Raw genomic sequence first — 17,504 nt, 5'->3', positions numbered from 1 at the left:
ACTCGTGACACTTGTCGTGGCACCGTCGTGACGCCCGCCCGAGGCACGCATGCCCTACCGCGACGAGGCTGGAGGCATGAGCAACGCAGCCATCACCCTCACCGGCGTGACGAAGACCTTCCCCGGCAAGCACGGGCGCGTCGAGGACGTCCGTGGGAGCGACCTCGAGATCACGCCCGGCGAGGTCGTCGCGTTCCGCGGCCCGAACGATGCGGGCAAGACGACGACGACCGACATGATCCTCGGCCTGAGCGAACCGACGACGGGTAGCGTCAGCGTCTTCGGCATGACGCCGCACGCGGCCGTCGCGCGTGGCCTCCTCGCCGCCGTCATGCAGACCGGCGGACTGCTCGAGGAACTGAGGGTGCGCGAGAGCGTCGAGTACGTCGCCGCCCTGTTTCCCGACGCCCGGCCCGTCGACGACGTCCTCACGACCGCCGGCGTCGCCGACCTCGCCGACCTCGCCGACCGACGCGTCGGCAAGTGCTCCGGGGGCGAACAGCAGCGCGTGCGGTTCGCGATGGCGCTCGTGCCCGACCCCGCGCTCATCGTGCTCGACGAGCCGACGACAGGTATGGACGTCAACGCCCGCCGGGCCTTCTGGAAGCCATCCATGCCGACGCCGCGCGGCCGGACGATCCTGTTCGCCACCCACTACCTCGAGGAGACCGACGCGCGGGCCGACCGCGTCGTCGTCATGCGTGACGGCGAGATCGTCGCAGGCGGCTCGAGCAGCGACATCCGCAGCAGGTGGCGGCAGGTGCGTGATCGCGACATTGCCCGACACGGACTGTTCGCCTGGGCAGTGCGCGAGGCGGCGACGAACGTCATCCGCCGCAGGGGGCCACGCACGTGGACGCCACCCTCGAACCCACCCGTCTCGGTCGTCGACGACGGACGCGGCGCCGTCGTCGAGACGGGCAGCGGCCCCGGTTTCGCCCTCATCATGCGGGCGCGCTGACCATCCCAGAATCGACCCGAACATCGACGAAAGGCCGACCATGACGATCCGACTTCTCATCGCCGACGACCAGGCGATGGTGCGTGGCGCGCTCGCGGCGCTGCTCGATCTGGAGAGCGACTCGAGGTCGTCGCCGAGGTCGGGCGGGGTGACGAGGTGCTCGACGCGTGCCGCGAGCACGCGCCGTCTTCCTGTCGGAGGGCACGGTGCGCAACCACCTGTCGTCGGCGATCGGCAAGACGGGCGGACGCACCCGCGCCGACGCCGTCCGCATCGCGCAGGAGAACGGGCGGGTGCGAGCGTGACCCACTTCATACGTACCGCGCAGTAACCCTGGTTGTGTTTGGCAATGTCGTCTCATGACGACCACCGCCTCCGACATCTCCCCCACCGAGGCCTACCGCGCCGCGCGCGACTCACTTCTCGAGCTGCGCGGACGCCATGACGACGCCCTCGCGACGTTCACCTGGCCCGACGTCGGCGAACGGTTCAACTGGGCGATCGACTGGTTCGACGCCGTCGCGCGCGGCAACCACCGCACAGCCATCGTCATCGTCGAGGAGGACGGCTCGTCGCTTGAGGTGACGTACGACGAGATGGCGCGCCGCTCCGACGCCGTCGCCACGTGGCTCGCAGAGCAGGGCGTGAAGCGCGGTGACCCCGTCGTCCTCATGCTCGGCAACCAGATCGAACTGTGGGATCTCATGCTCGCCGTCATGAAGCTAGGCGCGATCATCATGCCGACGACGACGGCCGTCGGGCCCGCCGATCTGCGCGACCGCATCGCGCGCGGCGGGGTGCGGCACGTCGTCGCCAACGCGGGCGACGTCGACAAGTTCTCGGGCGTGCCGGGCGAGTACACGCGGCTCAGCGTCGGCGCCGCGGACGGGTGGTCCGACCTGCACGGGGCGTATCGCCGCGTCGGTGATGTGGCGCCGACCGAGCACCCGGGCACCGCACCGAGCGATCCGCTGCTGTACTACTTCACCTCCGGCACGACGAGCCGCCCCAAGCTCGTCGAGCACACACAGGCCTCCTACCCGATCGGTCACCTGTCGACGATGTACTGGCTCGGTCTGCGCCCCGGTGACGTCCACCTCAACCTCTCGAGCCCGGGATGGGCGAAGCACGCCTGGTCGTGCTTCTTCGCGCCGTGGATCGCCGAGGCGACGATCTTCGTCTACAACTACACGCGTTTCTCCCCCTCCGCCCTGCTGCAGCAACTGCGTGCCCGCGAGGTGACCACGTTCTGCGCGCCGCCGACGGTGTGGCGCATGCTCATCAACGCCGACCTGACCGGTGGGCGCGGCGCGCTGCGCGAACTCATCGGCGCGGGTGAACCGCTCAACCCGGAGGTCATCACGCAGATCGAACGCGCGTGGGGCCTGACGATCCGCGACGGCTACGGCCAGACTGAGATGACGGCCGCCGTCGGCAACACGCCCGGCTCGGTGGTGAAGCCCGGGTCGATGGGGCGCCCGCTGCCGGGCGTGCCCGTCGTCATCGTCGACCCGCTGAGCGGCGAACGGCTCGACGGCGCCGGTGAGGGCGAGATCTGCCTCGACCTCGCCGCCCACCCCCTGCCACTCATGACGGGTTACCTCGGCGACGAGGCCCGCAACACCGACGCGATGGCGGGCGGTTTCTACCACACGGGCGACGTCGCCGCGATCGACGACGAGGGGCACATCAGCTACATCGGGCGCACCGACGACGTGTTCAAGGCGAGCGACTACAAGATCAGCCCGTTCGAGCTGGAGTCGGTGCTCATCGAGCACCCTGCCGTCGCCGAAGCGGCGATCGTGCCCTCACCCGACGCCGTGCGACTCGCCGTCCCGAAGGCGTATCTCGTTCTCGTCGAAGGCAGTTCGCCGGACGCGGCGACCGCCGAGAGCATCTTCACCTTCGCCCGCGAGCGCCTCGCGCCGTGGCAGCGCGTGCGCCGACTCGAGTTCGCCGAACTGCCCAAGACGATCTCGGGCAAGATCCGCCGCGTCGAACTCCGCGGTCGCGAGAACGACCTCGCCCGCGACGACGTGCGCCCCGACGGCGAGTTCCGCGACGACGACTTCGAGCACTGACCTGCGACGGACGGCACGGCGCTCGCCGCGGTGGCGGTGCCTGTCGTGGGCGGGCCGTATCGTCGGCCGGGCCCGGGCACGCGAAAGGCCCCCGAATCTTCGGGGGCCTTTCTTCGGAGCCGCTTGTCGGAATCGAACCGACGACCTTCTCATTACGAGTGAGACGCTCTGGCCGACTGAGCTAAAGCGGCAACCGCTGATCGGATATCTCCGGCAGCGAGGCAAAACTTTACACGAGCGGCGCGGGGGGCGCCAATCCCGCGCCGCTCGCTGCCCCCAGGGGGCACCAACCCCAGCAGCCGCAGCGCCTCCCCATGGCTGGGCGCCTACGGCGGCTCGGTGCGCACGGCGTAGGACGCGGCCAGTTCGCCGTCAGCCCGATTCAGCAGGTGGTCTTCTTCGCAGGTTCGGAGCCGTCGACGAGGTAATGGTCGACGGCATCGTCGACGCACTGGGAGCCGCGCCCGTAGGCGGTGTGGCCGTCACCGTCGTAGCTGATGAAACGGCTGTTCTGCAGTTCACCGGCGAGGCGTTCGCTCCACTCGTACGGCGTCGCGGGGTCACGGGTCGTCCCGACGACGACGATCGGCGCCGACCCGGACGCCTTCACCTCGTGGGGTTTACCCGTGGCCTTGACCGGCCAGTCGGCGCACACCGCGCCGGCCCACGCCATCTGCCGACCCCACGTCGGCGCCTTCTTCGAGAACGCGTCCGCGTCCTTCTCGTACGCGGCCACGCCGCCGGCCGGGGCGGGGCGATCAAGGCACGTCACGGCATTGATGACCTGCATGACGTTGCTTCGGTAGGTGCCGTCATCGTTGCGCTCCGCGTAGCTCTTGCCGGCGTTGAGCAGCTGCGTACCATCGCCCTCGAGGGCGCTGCGCAACGCCTCCGTCAGGTCGCCCCACTGCGCCTGGTTGTAGAGCGACGCGGCGATGCCGTTGATCGCCCAGCCCTCCGTCAGGGTGCTGAGGCGCTTGTCGCCGCTCGCCTTGATGGGTTTGGCGTCGAGACCGGCGAGCCACGTCTGCAGCTTCTTCTTCGCGGACGCGGCGTCGGACCCGAGCGGGCACTTGCCGCCCGAGGCGCAGTCGGCCAGGTAGGCATCGAGCGCCTTCTCGAAGCCGGTCGCCTGCCCCTCGTTGATCTGCTGCATCGACAGATCGGGCGGCAGGACGCCGTCGAGCACCATGCGCCCGACCTTCTTCGCGAAAAGGTCCGCGTACGTCGCGCCCAGCATCGTGCCGTACGACTTGCCGAGGAAGTTCAACTTCTGCTCGCCGAGAGCCGCGCGCAGGACGTCCATGTCCTTCGCGACCTCTTCGGTGCTGACGTGGCCGAGCAGCGGGCCGGCGTTCTTCTTGCACGCATCGGCGAACTTCTTGTCGCCCGCCAGCAGCGCGTTCTGCTCGCTCTTGTCATCGGGCGAGGGGTCGGAGCCCATGAACTGATCGAGCGTCGCGTCGTCGACGCACGTGATCGCGGCCGAACGCTGCACACCGCGCGGGTCGAACCCGACGATTTCGTAGCTCTCGCGCACCGACTTGCTGACGATCTGGTCGGCCGCCGCGGCATAGTCGACGCCCGAGCCACCGGGGCCGCCGGGGTTGACGACAAGTGAGCCTTTCTTCGTCCCCGTCGCCCTCATGCGGTTGACGGCGACCTCGATGCTCGGGCCGCTCGGCTTCGCGTAGTCGATGGGCACGCGCAGCTTCGCGCACTCACCCTCGTCGCAGCTCTTCCAGTCGAGCTTCTGCGTGTAGAACGCACTGAGCGGACCGGTCGCGGCCGCTCCCGCGGCCGACGAGGCGGACGCAGCGCCGCCGCCCGATGAGTCCGACGACGCCGACGAGGTGGGAGACGACGTGCTGCACCCACCGACGGCGAGCATCGACGCAGCCGCGAGCGCGGCCACCTGCGTCAGGCGCGAACGCGCGATGTTCTTCACGGGGCGACTCCTATCCGGCTGCCTCATGAGGGCAGTTCGAGCGAGATGCACATGGCTTCGAGGACCAACAGCGGGGGGACGTTGGCGGCGATGCGCTCACGCGCGGTGCTGATGGCGTCGAGCGCGAGCAGCAGACCTTCGGGAGTGAACGCGCGCGCGAGCCGGCCGACGTCGTCGACGATGTCGGCGTTGACGAGCGGCACCGGATCGCCCCAGCGCACGACGAGCGCGTCGCGGTACATCGAGGCGAGATCGACGAGGGCGCGGTCGATGACGTCACGCCCGAAGCGCGTCGCCCGCGTCTTCTGCTCCTTCTCGAGCTGGTTGATCGCCGAGCGCACGTGCGGCGGCTGCGTGCGCGCGCTCGGGTCGGCGCCGAGCTGCTCCATCAGCTTGGCCTTCTCGGCGGCGTTGCGCTCCCCCGACGATGCGCCCGATTCGTCTTCGGCGATCGAGGCGAGATCGGCTGCCGCCTTCATCGCGTCGCCGAGCCCGCGGATGCGCAGCGCGAGCAGGATCGTCTCGCGCCGCCGGATGCGCGCCCCCTCGTCACGCGCCAGGCGCCGCGCGATGCCGATGTGCGACTGCGCCGCGCGCGCCGCGTACGCCGCCATGGCGGGGTCGACGCCGTCGCGGCGCACGAGCAGTTCGGCGACGTCGTCAGGCGGCGGGATGCGCAGGCGGACGTGGCGCGAACGGCTGCGGATCGTCACGATGACGTCCTCGACGCTCGGCGCGCACAGCAGCCACACGGTGCGCGGGACGGGCTCCTCGAGCGCCTTGAGCAGCGCGTCGGCGGCGCGTTCGGTGAGACGGTCGGCGTCCTCGATGACGATGACGCGCCAGCGCCCGACCGTCGGCGACGACTGCGCCTGCAACGCCAGATCGCGCGCTTCGCGCACCTGGATCGTGAGGCCGCTCGTCGAGACGATCTGCACGTCGGCGTGGGAGCCGTCGATCGTCGTCCGGCACTCGCGACACTCCCCGCACCCGCCCTGCGGGCACTCGAGCGCGGCAGCGAACGAGCGAGCCGCGTTGGAACGGCCCGAGCCGGGCGGGCCGGTGATGAGCCACGCATGCGTCATGCGACGGGCGTCCCCGACGGCCTCGCTCAGCGTGCGCACCGCCTCCTGTTGACCGACGAGATCACGCCACACGCCCTCGCCGACGCCCGGCACCCGGCGGGTCGTGGCGACGTCAGTCATGACGCCCCGCTTGGTCGGCGGCTGATCGCGGTGTGCCATGCCCGCCGTCGAGGACCTGCTCGAGTCGTGTGCGGACGGCGGCGGTGAGGTCGTCGCGCGAACGCCCGGCGTCGAGGACGAGGTAGCGCGCCTCGTCGCGCGCGGCGAGGCGGAGGAAGTGCTCGCGCACGCGGGTGTGGAAGTCGTCGGCCTCGCGTTCGAGCCTGTCTTCGGCACCGCGTGCGCCGCGACGTTCGCGCGCGACCTCGGGCGAGACGTCGATGAGCACCGTGACGTCCGGCGTCAGCCCGCGTGTCGCCCAGCGCGAGATGGACTCGACGTCGTCGGCGGCCAGTGCACGACCGGCGCCCTGGTAGGCGATCGAGGAGTCGATGTAGCGATCCTGCAGCACTACCGCACCGCGCGCGAGGGCCGGTCGCACGAGCGTCTCGACGTGGTGCGCCCGGTCGGCGGCGTAGAGCAGGGCCTCGGCGCGCGACGCGACGTCGTCGCCATGGAGCAGGAGCCGCCTGATCTCCACGCCCAGCGGGGTACCGCCCGGTTCACGCGTGATGACGACCTCACGGCCCAGTTCACGCAGCCACGCAGCGGCACGCTCGATCTGCGTCGTCTTGCCCGCGCCGTCACCACCTTCGAACGTGACGAACAGCCCGTGCGCGGCAGCCTCGGCCGCGACCTCGTCGCCGGCTGCGGTGTTGGCGCGTGGTGCGCCCTTGGTGTTGGCGTCGACATCGGCGACGGCGTCGGTCGTGGCGTCGCTGATGACGTCACTCGAGGCGCGCAGCGTTTCGACGTCGAGGCGCAGGTCGTCGGGCATGGCGCTCACCCTACCCAGTGCGTCCGACAACCCCGGAAACTCGCGGAAATCGCCTGCTGGGGAGCGTCGCTGGGCCACCGCACGGGGTCGCGACAAGCGCCGCCTGCTAGCTGCGCGACTTTTGTGCGTCTTCACGAGGAATATGCGGCACATTCCTCGTGCAGACGCACAAAAGTCGGGCAGCGGTCCACGCCCGCCGGCAGCACGGCCCGAGCGAGGCGTTGCACGTCCGCCGGCGTGTACAGCCGGTATCCGTTCCAGCCACGTTCGCTCGGCCGCACGAGCCCGATCGCGTCGTAGTGATGCAGCGTGCGGACGGTGACGCCGAAACGTGCCGCCACCTGCCCCACCGTCAGTTCGTCGGTCATGACCCCACTCCATCGCCTCACGTCACGTCAGGGTCAAGGTTCGCGCCGAAAGACCTCTCGCAGGGAGGCGCGCGCGCCGATCATCCCGGTTTCGATGTCCTCGTCGCGCTCGTCACGACCGTTCACTGCAGCGGCCCCGGGCGAGGCGGGCACCGTCGCCGGGTCGCGCGAGAGCAGAGGCCGTGCGATGAGCATGATGAACATCGGCGTCAACGTGACGAACCAGATGCAGAAGCCGATCAGGGTCGTCGCCGACCAGAAGAGCCCGCCACCGGCCCAGTCGCCACCGAACACACCGAACGAGAGCATCGCGAGAAAGCCGTAGACGCACGGCGTCGCCGCGCCCCACAGCACGAGCGAGAACTGCCGCGCACCCATCGTGAGCCCCCGCGTCAGGTGCAGCGACCAGGCCGCGAGGCCCCACGCAATGACGGCGCACGGCAGCGCCAGCGCCAGCCCGGCGTCACTCAACCAGTTCGCGGGCGAGGAGGTATCCGCTGGACCGCCGATCCAAGTGACAGCGACGGCGATCAACGACACCGCGAAGCCCGCTGCCACCGACCCCACACCGATGACGGCGGCCCGCCCGCCCGTGTGCCACACGGACGTTCGCGACCCCGAAAGCGAGCCGGCGCTCGACGCGCCCGCCCCCGTCATTCCTCCGCCGAGCATCTTCGCCACGATGCCTCTCCCAGTCGCCCTGCCGCGCCCATCGGCGCCGCATCTCTCACCCATCCTCCCGTGTTTTGAACACGTTCAAGAACGACACTGGGACCATGGCTCACATCGTCCTGTTCCACTCAGCGCTCGGCCTGCGCACGGCCGTCCTCGACTTCGCTGACGCCCTGCGCGGGCTCGGCCACGTCGTCGTCACCCCCGACTACTACGACAGGCGCGTGTTCGACTCGACCGACAACGGGCTCGCCCACCGCGACGCCGTCGGCGTTCGCGCCCTCATGGATCGTGCGCGCACCTCCCTCCACGACGCGCCGGCCGACGCCGTCCTCGCCGGTTTCTCGCTCGGCGCGTTCTTCGCTCAGGCGTTCGCGGCGAAGCGACCCGACGCGCGTGCCGCTGTGCTCCTGCACAACGTCGAGGCGCCGCGCGACGGGACATGGAACGGCGTCCCCGTCCAGGTGCATCGCCATGCCGTCGACCCGTTCATCAGCGAACCCGACGTCACCGCGCTGCGCGACGCCGTCACCACCTCGGGCGCGCCGTTCGACGACGTCGTCGTACCCGGCGAAGGCCACCTCTTCACCGACCTCGCCACCCCTGACGGTGACGCCGCCGCATGCGACGCGAGCATCGCCGCGTTCGACGCGTTCATCCGCTGACAGACGATGCCCCAGCTCGAGCAACACTCGAACCGGGGCGTCATGACGCTGCTGCGAGTCGTCAGGCCTTCTTGGCCGTCGTCTTTTTCGCAGCGGTCTTCTTCGTCGTCGTCTTCTTGGCGGCGGTCTTCTTCGTCGCAGCCTTCTTCGTCGACTTCTTGGCGGCCTTCTTGCGCGTCGAGGGGCCCTTGGCGCGCTTCTCGGCGAGCAGCTCGTAAGCCCGCTCGGCCGTCAGTGTCTCGACGTCGTCGTCCTTGCGCAGCGTCGCGTTGGTCTCGCCGTCGGTGACGTACTCGCCGAAGCGGCCGTCCTTGACGACGACGGGCTTGCCGGACGTCGGGTCGGCGCCGAACTCCTTGAGCGGCGGCTTCGCGGCGGCGCGGCCACGTTGCTTCGGCTGGGCGTAGATCGCCTCGGCCTCCTCGAGCGTGATCGTGAACAGCTGCGCCTCGTTCTCGAGCGAGCGCGAGTCGGTGCCCTTCTTCAGGTACGGCCCGTAGCGCCCGTTCTGCGCGGTGATCTCGACCTGCTTCGTCGTCTCCGTGCCGTCTTCGGCCGTCGCCTTCTCTTCGACGACGCCGACGACGCGCGGCAGCGATAGCAGCTTGAGGGCGGTGTCGAGCTCGATCGTCGCGAGATCCATGTCCTTGAACAGCGACGCCGTGCGCGGCTTCGGCTTCGCCGCCTTCTTCTTCGGCTTCTCACCGTCGGCAGGCGTCACCTCCGGCAGCACCTCGGTGACGTACGGGCCGTAGCGTCCCGACTTGGCGACGATCTCGTGGCCCGACTCGGGGTCGGTGCCGAGGACGCGGCCGTCGTCGTCGGAGGCGTCGAGCAGCTCGCGGATCTTCGCAGGCGTCATCTCGTCGGGCGCGATGTCGTCCGTGATCGACGCGCGCCGCGGCTTCTCGCCGACCTTCTCGGGGTCGAAGCCCTCCTTGACCTCACCCGTCGCCGGATCGATGCCGTTCGGCACCTCCTCCTCGACGTACGGCCCGTACCGCCCGACGCGCACGACGAGACCCTCGCCGATCGGAATGGTGGAGATTCCGCGTGCGTCGATGTCGCCGAGGTCGTCGACGAGTTGCTTGAGGCCCTCGGCCGACTCACCCTCGTCGCCGAAGTAGAAGCGCGTGAGCCAGGCCGCGCGCTCCTCGTCACCGGCGGCGATGCGGTCGAGCCCCTCCTCCATCGAGGCGGTGAAGTCGTAGTCGACGAGGCTGGGGAAGTGCGTCTCGAGCAGGTTCGTCACCGCGAACGCGAGCCATGTCGGGATGAGCGCGCTGCCGCGCGTTCGCACATACCCGCGATCCTGGATCGTGCCGACCGTCGCGGCGTACGTCGACGGGCGGCCGATGCCGCGCTCCTCGAGTGCCTTCGTCAGCGTCGCCTCGGTGTAACGCGCGGGCGGCGACGTCTCGTGCCCCAACGCCTCGGCGCGCAGCACGTCGAGGCCGACACCCTCGGACAGCTTGGGCAGGCGACGTTCGCCGTCATCGTTCGAGTAACGATCGGCGTCGCGGCCCTCCTCGTAGGCGGCGAGAAAGCCCCGGAATGTGATGACGGTGCCGCTCGCCGAGTACTCGGCGCGCTTGGCGATACCCGAGCTCTCGATGCCGACGGCGACCTTGACCGACGCCGTCGAACCCTTCGCGTCCGCCATCTGCGAGGCGACGGTGCGCTTCCAGATCAGCTCGTACAACGCGAACTCGGTGCCGCGCAGCTCACCGGCGACCTGGGCGGGCGTGCGGAAGCGATCACCGGCCGGGCGGATCGCCTCGTGCGCCTCCTGCGCGTTCTTCGACTTGCCCGCGTAACGGCGGGGAGCGTCCGGCACGTATTCGGCGCCGTACAGGTCGCGCGCCTGCTGACGCGCGGCGCTGATGGCCTGCTCGGACAGGGCCACCGAGTCGGTACGCATGTACGTGATGTAGCCGTTCTCGTACAGGCGCTGCGCGACGCGCATCGTGTCCTTCGAGCCCAGACGCAGCTTGCGGCTGGCCTCCTGCTGCAGCGTCGAGGTGATGAACGGCGCGCTCGGCTTGCGCGAGTACGGCTTCTCGCTGACGGCACTGACCTCGGCGTGGCCGGCTCGCGTCGCCTCAGCGATCTTCTCGGCCGCCGCACCGTCGAGGTGGCGCACGCCCGAGCTCTTGAGGCGCCCGTCGTCGCCGAAGTCGCGGCCGGAGGCGACCCGCTCGCCGTCGACGCCCGTCAGCTTGGCGGTGAACGCCTGGCTCGACTTCGCCTCGAACTCGCCCTCGACGTCCCAGTACGACGCGGCGCGGAACGCCATGCGCTCCCGCTCACGCTCGACGACCATGCGCGTCGCGACCGACTGCACACGCCCTGCCGACAGGCCCGCACGCACCTTGCGCCACAGCACCGGCGACACCTCGTAGCCATAGAGACGGTCGAGGATGCGGCGCGTCTCCTGCGCGTTGACCATCTGCATGTCGAGCTCGCGCGTGTCATTGACGGCGCGCTGGATGGCTTCCTTCGTCACCTCGTGGAAGACCATGCGCTTGACCGGCACCTTCGGCTTCAGCGTCTCGAGCAGGTGCCACGCGATGGCCTCGCCCTCGCGGTCCTCATCGGTGGCGAGGTAGAGCTCGTCGGCGTCCTTCAGAGCGCGCTTGAGCTCGGCGACCTTCTTCTTCTTGTTCGCGTCGACGACGTAGTACGGCGCGAAACCGTTGTCGACGTCGACGGCGAACTTGCCGTACGGGCCCTTCTTCATGTCGGCCGGCATCTCGCTCGGCGTCGGCAGGTCACGGATGTGCCCGACGCTGGCATCGACGACGTAGTCGCTGCCCAGATAAGACGCGATCTTGTTGCCCTTCGAGGGCGATTCGACGATGACGAGTTTCTTGCCTGACGCCACTGGGGTGCTCCTTCGGTTCGCGCACGGGCCACGGATTCGTCGTCGCCTTCGCGTGCGGTCGTCTAGACCGTACCCGACGGGACCGACAGCCGGTCGTGGGGCAGCGGGAGCACCTCCGTCGCGACGCGGGAGGGGCACCGCGACCCAGACGTGACGGGTCCGGCCGCGTGACGCCGCCCCGGCCCCGCACCCACAGCGCTGCCCTGCACCGACGCCCGAGGGCGGAGCGGAATGTCGAGGACGGCCGAGAGCGGTGTTCCGGCTACTCGAGGAACCCACTGGAATAAAGTTGATACGTCAACTAGTTTCGTCAGTATGAGCACCTCGACACAGGCCACCGACGACCGACTCCCCGTCACCTATCTCAGCCACGGCGCGCCGCCCCTCGCGGACGATGCGACCTGGACCGCCGAACTGGCCGCCTGGGGCAAGGAACTGCCCAAGCCGAAGCAGATCCTCATGGTCTCGGCGCACTGGGAGAACGCGCCCGTCACGGTGTCGTCGACGAGCGGCGCCGGGCTCACCTACGACTTCTGGGGATTCCCGCAGAAGTACTACGAGGTGACGTACGACGCGCCCGCCGCGCCCGAACTCGCCGAATCGGTGGCCCGCCTCGTCGGCACACCCGAGCGGCCCGTGCACCAGGACCCATCACGCGGTCTCGACCACGGCGCCTACGTCCCCCTCGTCGAGATGTTCCCCGACGCCGACGTGCCCGTCCTGCAGATGTCGATGCCGACGCTCGACCCCGTCGAGCTGTTCGAGCTGGGCCGCAAGCTCGCGCCGCTGCGCGACGAGGGGACGCTCATCATCGGTTCCGGGTTCACGACCCACAACCTGCGGTGGTTCCGTCCGAGTGGTGACGCTGACGGCGCCCCGCCAGCGCCGTCGTCGGAGTTCGACCACTGGGCCGCCGAGACGATGGCGAGCGGCGACCTCGACGCGCTGTTCGACTTCATGACGAAGGCCCCCGCCGCCCATGAGGCGCACCCGCGCACCGAGCACTGGGCACCGCTCTACGTCGCGCTCGGCGCCGCCAACCCGGACGGAGCTGCGTCGGCGTCAGCGCAGACCACCGTCGACGGTTTCTGGTACGGCCTGAGCAAGCGCAGCTGGCAGCTGGCCTGACGCCCCGGCCGTACCCAACTGCGATCTACGTACCCTTCTGCGCTTTTCGTCCACATTCGAATGTGGACGAAAAGCGCAGAAGGGGACAGGGATCGCAGAAGTGCTCAGCGCTCGACGCGGGTGAGGAAACCGTTGGCGACGAGGCGCTTCAGCAGCGGCAGCGTGCCGCGGACGGCGTCGTCAGCGGGCACGTCGACGAGCGTTGCGATGGCCTCCAGCGCCGTGCGCGCCGTCATCGATCCGTCGCAGACCGACAGGAACGCGGCGAGCACGGTGTCGGCTTGGATCGACATGCCGAACCCGCCGCCCTGACGGATCATGATGACGCTCGGGTCGCTCGCTCCGGGTTTCGTGTGACGCTCCTCCGTGACGTCCGGCGCGGCCTGCCAGAACGAGTCGAGCACCGCGTCGTCTCCGACACGCGCCATCCACGCCCGCGCGGCGAGACCTGCGTCGATCGTCGGGCCCATGGCGGTGGCGACAGAGCCGCGCTCGTCGAGCAGATCGGTGAACCGGGGACGGGGTTCGGCCGGCCTCTGGAGTGTGATGATGCCGAAGCCGATGCGCTCGACGCCGCGCGCCGCGAAGTCGTCGAGCCAGGCCGAGTACATGGCGTCGTACTCGGGCGACCCGACGGGCGCGCCACCGTCACGCGCCCACAGTTCGGCGTACTCACACGGATCCTGCACCTCGCGCTGCACCACGAGCGCATCGAGGTCGACGCCGTCGAGCCATCGCTCCCAGACGTCTTCGAACGTCTCGCCGTCGCGCATCTCCCAGTTGCCGAGGAACTGTGCGACACCACCGGGTTCGAGGTGGGCGCCGACGTCGCGAACCAGGTTGCGCACGACGGCGTCACCCACCGCACCGCCGTCGCGGTACTCGTACTCGGGCATGCCGGGGCGACGCGGCGTGATGACGAACGGCGGGTTGCTCACGATGAGGTCGAATCGGCGGCCGGCGACCGGTTCGAGCATCGAACCGGCGAGCACCTCGACGTCGAGATCGTTGAGGGCGGCGTTGAAGCAGACGAAGGCGAGCGCGCGTGTCGCGAGGTCCGAGGCGACGATGTGCTCGACGTGGCCCGCGAGGTGCGCGGCCTGAACACCGCAGCCGGTGCCGAGGTCGAGGGCGCTGCGGACGGTGCGTCGCGGGGTCCATCTTGCGAGGGTCGTCGACGCGCCACCGATGCCGAGCACATGATCGGGTTCGAGCACCTGGCCCGTCGCGATCTCCGAGAGATCCGATGCCAGCCACCATGACGACGTCTCGTCGCCGTACGGGCGCAGGTCGCACGTAGCGACGAGAATGCGGTCGTCCCCGTCTCCGCGCATCTGCTCGAGGGTGTCGTCGTCGGCGAGCAGCCCGAGCGCCGTGAGACCGTCGACCCCCGCGGCGGGGAAGGCCGCCTCGATCAGCGCCGGGCTCATGCGCCCACCGAGCGTGAACAGTGCCACCATCGTCGCGACAGGACTGTCGTCGTCGGCCAGGATGCGGCGAGCAGCCGTCGGCTGTTCGCGGTGCAGCGCGGCCGACGCACTCGGGCCGAGGACGTCGGCGACCGCCTCGACGGTGTAGGGCGCCGCAGCGAGGTCAGCGCGCAGAGCGGCGAGCTGATCGCGCGTGGAATCGTCGACGTGAGGGGCCGGGGAAGACATGACCCCAGTATGACGTTGACGTGGTGCAAGCCGCCGACCCCATGAGGACCGGCGCGCGCCGGCGGAGCGTCAGGCGCCCGCCTTGACCGCCGCGACGGCGTCAGCGGCGGTGGAATCGATGGTGAAGATCTTCTCGAGGCCGGTGATCTGGAAGTTGCGGAGCACCCGGGGATTGGTGATGACGACCCGCATGACCCCCTCGAGCATCCGTACGGCCTTGAGGCGGCCCACGAGCACACCGAGGCCGGTCGAATCGAGGAAGCTCACCTCGCTCATGTCGACGACCATCGCCTTGTCACCGGCGGCGAGTACCTTCGAGATGGCGTCCCGCAGAACGGGGGCGGTGTACACGTCGACCTCCCCGGCGAAGGCGATGACGGCGATGCCGTCGTCCCGGCGAAGGTTCACTCTGAGTTCCACGCGGCCCGGGCTCCTGCTGCTCGACGGTTCATCCTGGCGCAGGCGAGGCCTGCTCTCTGGGGATTCAGTTTTGTCACAGGAAGCCGAAAAGTCAATGCAAGTTGATTTCACATTCATCTCCTTCGAGCTGAGATCCAGGGTGGAGGGTGCGCATGAGTTCTGCAGTCACGCGCACTGACGGTGCGGGCCCCGAGCAATGGCTCGACGCGCTGCGTGACGCCGGCACCGGTGGTGTCACCCACGTGCGCACGCGCCCCGCCCGTGAGGCCTCGCTCGCCGAGTGGCCCGACGCGGTAGCGCCTGTGGTTCGAGCTGCGTTCGAGGGCAAGGGAATCCACCACCTGTGGTCGCATCAACGAACCGCACTCGACGCCGTGTTCGAGCGCCGCCACGTCGTCGTCGCGACCGGAACCGCCTCGGGCAAGTCGCTCGCCTACCAGGTGCCGATGCTGACGGCTGCCGTCGACGGCGCCGACTTCGCGCGCCGCCCCGGCGACCCGCCCGTCAGCGCGCTCGCGGCGATCCGCGGAGCCACGACGCTCTACCTCTCGCCCACGAAGGCGCTCGCCGCCGACCAACGCGCGCGCCTCGACGCCCTCGCCATCCCGGGCGCACGCATCGCGACGCTCGACGGTGACACTCCCCCGGACGAGCGACGCTGGATCCGCGACCACGCCGGCATCATCCTGACCAACCCGGATCTGCTCCACCACTCGATGCTGCCCGCTCACGAACGCTGGTCGATCTTCTGGCGCTCGCTGCGCCTCGTGGTCATCGACGAGTGCCATGTCTATCGCGGCGTGTTCGGCGCCCACACGGCCGGCGTCATCCGACGTCTGCGCCGTGTCGCCGCGCGCTACGGCAGCCACCCGACGTTCGTGCTCGCCTCCGCGACCTCCGGTGAACCCGCCGCACACGCCCGCGCTCTGACAGGCCTCGACGTCGACGCCGTCACCGACGACGGCTCGCCGAGCCCAGCCCTGACGTTCGCGCTGTGGGAGCCCGGCCCGCCCCTGGGCGCGGCAGAGGCCATGGGTGAGGCCGTGGCGGCAGCCACAGATGCGATGAGCGACGAGGATGGCGACGCCGCGCGGGATGGCGACGCGGCCCAGGCTGCTCCTGGCTCTGCCCAGGATCGTGGCGCCGCCCAGGAAGGCGGCGCGGACGATGGCCTCACAGTCGAAGACCTCGGGCGTCGTAGTGCCGTCGCCGAAACGGCCGACTTGTTCGGCGAACTGGTCGGGCGCGGCGTGCAGACGCTCGCGTTCGCGCGCTCACGTGTGGGTGTCGAGGTGATGGCCGACATGGCGCGAAACCGCCTGTGGAACCACGGGTTCGACCCCGACCTCGTCGCTGCCTATCGCGGGGGTTACCTGCCCGAGGAACGCCGCACCGTCGAACGCGGGCTGCGCGACGGCACCCTCGCCGGGGTGGCCGCCACGAGCGCGCTCGAGCTCGGCATCGACGTCAGCGGCCTCGACGCCGTCCTGCTCGCCGGGTGGCCGGGGACGGTCGCGTCGCTGCGTCAGCAGAGCGGGCGGGCGGGGCGCTCGGGGCGTGACGCGCTCGCCGTCTTCGTCGCCGCCGACGATCCGCTCGACACCTATCTCGTCCATCATCCCGATGTGTTCTTCGACCGCCCGGTCGAGGCGACCGTCGTCGATCCGAGCAACCCGTACGTGCTCGGGCCGCAGCTCGCGAGCGCCGCTGCCGAACTGCCCCTGACGGCCGCCGACGAGGCTCTCTTCGGCGCGGGCATGTGGCCGCTCGTCGAGGCGCTCGTCGCCCAGCGCGTCCTGCGTCGGCGTCCGAGCGGCTGGTACTGGGCGCGCGACGACCGGCCCGGCGACCACGTCTCGTTGCGGGGCGACGGCGGCAGTGACGTGCGCATCGTCGAGTCGCGCACCGGGGCCGTGCTCGGCACGGTCGACGGGGAGCGCGTCCACTCGAGCGTCTTCGCGGGCGCGGTGTACGTCCATCAAGGGCGCACGTTCGTCGTGACGTCCCTCGACCTCGACGACGGCAGCGCGCACGTCGTGCGCGGCAACCCGGGGTGGTCGACGGCGGCTCGCTCCGTCAGCTCGTTCGACATCCTCGAGGAGGATCGGTCGCAGACATGGGGTGCCGTCGGCGTCCACTACGGCACCATTCGGGTGCGCACGCAGGTGACGAGCTTTCTGCGACGGCTGCCCTCGGGCGAGGTCATCGGTGAGCACCCGCTCGATCTGCCCGAGCGCACCCTCATGACGAAGGGTGTGTGGTGGACGGTTCCCGAGGAGCACCTGCTCGACGCCGGCGTGACACCAGAGAGCGCGCCCGGGGCTCTGCACGCGGCCGAGCACTGCTCGATCGGGCTGATCTCGCTCGTCGCGCAGGGAGACCGGTGGGACGTCGGTGGCGTCTCGACCGCGCTGCACCCCGACACGGACATGCCCACCGTCGTCGTCTACGACGCCCTGCCCGGCGGCTCGGGTTTTGCCGAGCGCGCCTACGAACGGGCGGCGACGTGGCTGCGCGCCACACAGGACGCCATCGCCTCCTGTGGCTGCGAACACGGCTGCCCGGCCTGTATCCAGTCGCCCAAGTGCGGCAACGGCAACTCCCCGCTCGACAAGGCCGGCGCCCTCACGCTGCTCGAGTGCGTCCTCGCCGACGCGCCTGACGACGACTCGCGTCGCCTCGCGGGCGGCTGAGGCC

14 protein-coding genes, 1 tRNA gene and 1 pseudogene are annotated in these 17,504 nt (G+C 70.0%); 7 read left to right on the top strand and 9 right to left on the bottom strand.

The features are described from left to right. Positions 1-76 precede the first annotated feature (76 nt). The 4 genes and pseudogenes from NQ706_RS05105 (at position 77) to NQ706_RS05090 (ending at position 3,042) form a co-directional block, all read left to right on the top strand. Positions 77-961 (top strand): ABC transporter ATP-binding protein, encoded by an 885-nt coding sequence (locus NQ706_RS05105; RefSeq protein ID WP_235181948.1) that lies wholly within the window; start codon positions 77-79, stop codon positions 959-961. Between the two features lie 40 nt (positions 962-1,001). Then, a pseudogene (locus NQ706_RS05100) lies at positions 1,002-1,147 on the top strand (DNA-binding response regulator); the annotation flags it as partial. Further along, positions 1,129-1,266: a hypothetical protein gene (locus NQ706_RS05095; RefSeq protein ID WP_235181949.1), complete on the top strand. Its 138-nt coding sequence runs from the start codon at positions 1,129-1,131 to the stop codon at positions 1,264-1,266. The pseudogene NQ706_RS05100 and the gene NQ706_RS05095, both read left to right, overlap by 19 nt. 54 nt (positions 1,267-1,320) lie before the next feature. Continuing rightward, positions 1,321-3,042 (top strand): AMP-binding protein, encoded by a 1,722-nt coding sequence (locus NQ706_RS05090; RefSeq protein WP_200874219.1) that lies wholly within the window; start codon positions 1,321-1,323, stop codon positions 3,040-3,042. 117 nt (positions 3,043-3,159) lie between these two features. Here NQ706_RS05090 and NQ706_RS05085 read toward each other — a convergent pair. From NQ706_RS05085 to NQ706_RS05060, 6 genes are all read right to left on the bottom strand, one after another. After that, positions 3,160-3,233 (bottom strand) — tRNA-Thr (locus NQ706_RS05085). 191 nt (positions 3,234-3,424) lie between these two features. Then, positions 3,425-4,990: an alpha/beta hydrolase gene (locus NQ706_RS05080; protein WP_404360506.1), complete on the bottom strand. Its 1,566-nt coding sequence runs from the start codon at positions 4,988-4,990 to the stop codon at positions 3,425-3,427. Positions 4,991-5,013: 23 nt separating this feature from the next. Next, positions 5,014-6,195, bottom strand: coding sequence for a DNA polymerase III subunit delta' (locus tag NQ706_RS05075; protein ID WP_051806466.1), 1,182 nt, complete (start codon positions 6,193-6,195; stop codon positions 5,014-5,016). Beyond that, positions 6,188-7,012: a dTMP kinase gene (tmk, locus tag NQ706_RS05070; protein WP_081873746.1), complete on the bottom strand. Its 825-nt coding sequence runs from the start codon at positions 7,010-7,012 to the stop codon at positions 6,188-6,190. The genes NQ706_RS05075 and tmk overlap by 8 nt, the downstream gene beginning before the upstream one ends. Before the next feature lie 131 nt (positions 7,013-7,143). Continuing rightward, positions 7,144-7,380 carry a MerR family transcriptional regulator gene (locus tag NQ706_RS05065; RefSeq protein ID WP_038569538.1) on the bottom strand — a complete coding sequence of 79 codons (237 nt, stop codon included), beginning with the start codon at positions 7,378-7,380 and terminating at the stop codon, positions 7,144-7,146. A 33-nt stretch (positions 7,381-7,413) separates the two neighbouring features. Next, positions 7,414-8,061, bottom strand: a complete 648-nt coding sequence (locus tag NQ706_RS05060; protein WP_038569541.1) for a hypothetical protein — start codon at positions 8,059-8,061, stop codon at positions 7,414-7,416. A 95-nt stretch (positions 8,062-8,156) separates the two neighbouring features. Between NQ706_RS05060 and NQ706_RS05055 the strand changes: the two genes are divergently transcribed. Then, complete coding sequence (locus NQ706_RS05055) at positions 8,157-8,717, top strand: dienelactone hydrolase family protein (RefSeq protein WP_038569543.1); 561 nt, start codon at positions 8,157-8,159, stop codon at positions 8,715-8,717. A gap of 61 nt (positions 8,718-8,778) precedes the next feature. On the opposite strand, the gene topA is transcribed toward NQ706_RS05055, so the two are convergent. Further along, positions 8,779-11,601, bottom strand: coding sequence for a type I DNA topoisomerase (gene topA / locus NQ706_RS05050; protein ID WP_038569546.1), 2,823 nt, complete (start codon positions 11,599-11,601; stop codon positions 8,779-8,781). A gap of 315 nt (positions 11,602-11,916) precedes the next feature. On the opposite strand from topA, the gene NQ706_RS05045 reads away from it, so the two are divergent. Continuing rightward, entirely contained in the window at positions 11,917-12,729 is an 813-nt protein-coding gene (locus tag NQ706_RS05045) for a dioxygenase (RefSeq protein WP_038569549.1), read from the top strand. Between the two features lie 104 nt (positions 12,730-12,833). Here the strand turns inward: NQ706_RS05045 and NQ706_RS05040 are convergent, their stop codons facing one another. Continuing rightward, entirely contained in the window at positions 12,834-14,387 is a 1,554-nt protein-coding gene (locus NQ706_RS05040) for a methyltransferase (RefSeq protein WP_404360502.1), read from the bottom strand. 69 nt (positions 14,388-14,456) lie between these two features. Further along, positions 14,457-14,807 (bottom strand): STAS domain-containing protein, encoded by a 351-nt coding sequence (locus tag NQ706_RS05035; RefSeq protein WP_038569554.1) that lies wholly within the window; start codon positions 14,805-14,807, stop codon positions 14,457-14,459. 152 nt (positions 14,808-14,959) lie between these two features. Here NQ706_RS05035 and NQ706_RS05030 point away from each other — a divergent pair, with 152 nt between their 5' ends. Next, complete coding sequence (locus tag NQ706_RS05030) at positions 14,960-17,500, top strand: DEAD/DEAH box helicase (RefSeq protein WP_038569556.1); 2,541 nt, start codon at positions 14,960-14,962, stop codon at positions 17,498-17,500. The last annotated feature ends 4 nt before the right edge of the window (positions 17,501-17,504 follow it).

Source organism: Dermacoccus sp. BD5 (genome assembly GCF_044878485.1).
Taxonomy (GTDB): domain Bacteria; phylum Actinomycetota; class Actinomycetes; order Actinomycetales; family Dermatophilaceae; genus Dermacoccus; species Dermacoccus nishinomiyaensis.
Note: the sequence above shows the minus strand (reverse complement) of the source record. Positions and strands in the feature narration are given on the sequence as shown.

What these genes read in the sequence shown, in the direction of transcription:
- NQ706_RS05055 (WP_038569543.1), top strand. Translation starts at nt 8,157, where the DNA reads ATGGCTCACATCGTCCTGTTCCACTCAGCGCTCGGCCTGCGCACGGCC.
- NQ706_RS05045 (WP_038569549.1), top strand. Translation starts at nt 11,917, where the DNA reads ATGAGCACCTCGACACAGGCCACCGACGACCGACTCCCCGTCACCTAT.
- NQ706_RS05030 (WP_038569556.1), top strand. Translation starts at nt 14,960, where the DNA reads ATGAGTTCTGCAGTCACGCGCACTGACGGTGCGGGCCCCGAGCAATGG.
- NQ706_RS05105 (WP_235181948.1), top strand. Translation starts at nt 77, where the DNA reads ATGAGCAACGCAGCCATCACCCTCACCGGCGTGACGAAGACCTTCCCC.
- NQ706_RS05040 (WP_404360502.1), bottom strand. Translation starts at nt 14,387, where the DNA reads ATGTCTTCCCCGGCCCCTCACGTCGACGATTCCACGCGCGATCAGCTC.
- NQ706_RS05090 (WP_200874219.1), top strand. Translation starts at nt 1,321, where the DNA reads ATGACGACCACCGCCTCCGACATCTCCCCCACCGAGGCCTACCGCGCC.
- NQ706_RS05075 (WP_051806466.1), bottom strand. Translation starts at nt 6,195, where the DNA reads ATGACTGACGTCGCCACGACCCGCCGGGTGCCGGGCGTCGGCGAGGGC.
- NQ706_RS05065 (WP_038569538.1), bottom strand. Translation starts at nt 7,380, where the DNA reads ATGACCGACGAACTGACGGTGGGGCAGGTGGCGGCACGTTTCGGCGTC.
- tmk (WP_081873746.1), bottom strand. Translation starts at nt 7,012, where the DNA reads ATGCCCGACGACCTGCGCCTCGACGTCGAAACGCTGCGCGCCTCGAGT.